The organism is Oleiphilus sp. HI0123, from assembly GCF_001635315.1.
This window is the reverse complement of record NZ_LWGE01001814.1, coordinates 1-1,742: the sequence shown is the minus strand read 5'-3', so window position 1 is coordinate 1,742 and position 1,742 is coordinate 1. Positions and strand designations below refer to the sequence as shown.

The 1,742-nt window shown below is 46.4% G+C and carries 1 protein-coding gene; it reads right to left on the bottom strand.

The features are described from left to right. Positions 1-517 precede the first annotated feature (517 nt). Positions 518-1,742 (bottom strand): methyl-accepting chemotaxis protein (locus A3761_RS24415; RefSeq protein ID WP_231881302.1); only part of this gene is annotated, 1,225 nt, incomplete at its 5' end.

The following is a 1,742-nucleotide window of genomic DNA, read 5'->3' as shown; positions in this document are numbered from 1 at the left end:
GTAGCGAAAGCAAAATAAGATGAATACTGCGCCCAAGGCTTTATCAAGGTGAGCACTTAGGGTGTAANGAATGCTTGAGTTACCAAGTAAGGCCGGGCCGAAGACCGTGGTTTTAGTAAAGCCGGGAACAAGGTGTAAGGCTAGCATCAAGGGCACAAGGCTTAAAAATATCCAGGCGAAGGTTTTTATTGGTAAATGCTTTGATTGAACCTGACTAATGATCAGCGTGGCGAAAACAAGGAAAGCAGCAGTTCGCCAATCGATAACTTGTGTTTGCCAGCTTGTAATCAGCAAGATTACGAATAAGGGTAAACTTAGGCCTAGGCTAGGCGGCTTGCCGGGTTTGAGCAATAAGCTGATTAGTAGTGTGTAGACAGAAAAGCTGGGAAGTAATTCGAGTGGCAGTTGAATATCCATATTGCTATATATTTACAATTGTAAATCCAGTTTACTAAAGTCGAAAAAAAAGACCGGAAATATACCGGTCTTTTTTGAGTATGAGCGATATCAAGTGTTTTTAGAAGTCTTCCCACTCATCGTCTTCTGAAAACGAAGCTGCACCGTTATCCTCTTGCGCAGCACTGCTTGCCTGGTAGGTGATGACAGGTTCTTCTGTGGGCTCTGGTGCACTGTAACTTGCTGCAGGTGTTGACGGAGCTGAAGCGAAGGAGGGAGAAGAACTATGCGAGCTCTGCGAAGCATCTAAGCGGAAGAAGGCAATCAGGCGATTCATGTTGCTCGCTTCTTCAGACATTGAACGGCTTGCAGCAGAGGTTTGCTCAACCAAAGCCGCGTTCTGCTGAGTCATTTCGTCCATTTGCGCAACGGCCTGATTGATTTGACTGATACCGCTATTTTGTTCGATTGCTGCAGTGTTGACGTCATTGATCATCTTGGCAACGCGATCAACTGACTGGACGATGTCATTGAGCATTTGCCCAGACTGGTTAACCATGGCTGAGCCAGATTCTACCTTGTTTACACTGTCACGAATCAAGTCTTTGATTTCCTTCGCCGCGGCAGCAGAACGTTGCGACAAGGTTCGAACCTCTCCCGCTACGACGGCAAAACCACGCCCTTGCTCACCGGCTCTTGCTGCTTCAACCGCAGCATTCAAAGCGAGTAGATTGGTTTGGAAGGCAATTTCATCGATCACGCCAATAATGTCGTTGATTTTGTTGCTAGATTCCATGATCTCACGCATCGCACCCACGGCACCTTGAACCACTTCACCCCCTTGTTCCGCTTTACGCTTCGCATCGCTTGCCATAGCATTTGATTCGGAGGCGTTTTCTGAGGTTTGTTTTACGGTAGCTGTTATCTGCTCCATGCTGGAAGCTGTTTCTTCCAGTGAGCTGGCTTGCGACTCGGTACGTCGACTTAAGTCATCGGAGCCCTCGGCGACTTCTTGTGATGAGGTACGAACAGTTTCTGATGCGATTTGAATGCGTGTTAGCACTTCACTTAGCTTGGTAACGCTGTTATTTGCATTGTTTTTGATAGCAAGTAACTCGCCCTTGTAATTGTTTTCGATGCTCTTTGTGAGGTCACCTTCAGACATTGCTTCAAAAATAACACCGACTTCACTGACAAACTCGGATGTCTTGTCCATTAGTGAGTTTAAGCCATTACTGAGGTTTTCGAAGAAGCCGCTTTTACCTGTTAGGTCAATTCGTTGTCGAAGGTCTCCATCGTTGGCGGCATTTATCAAACTGTTAATTTCACCTTCTAGCGCAACCTCA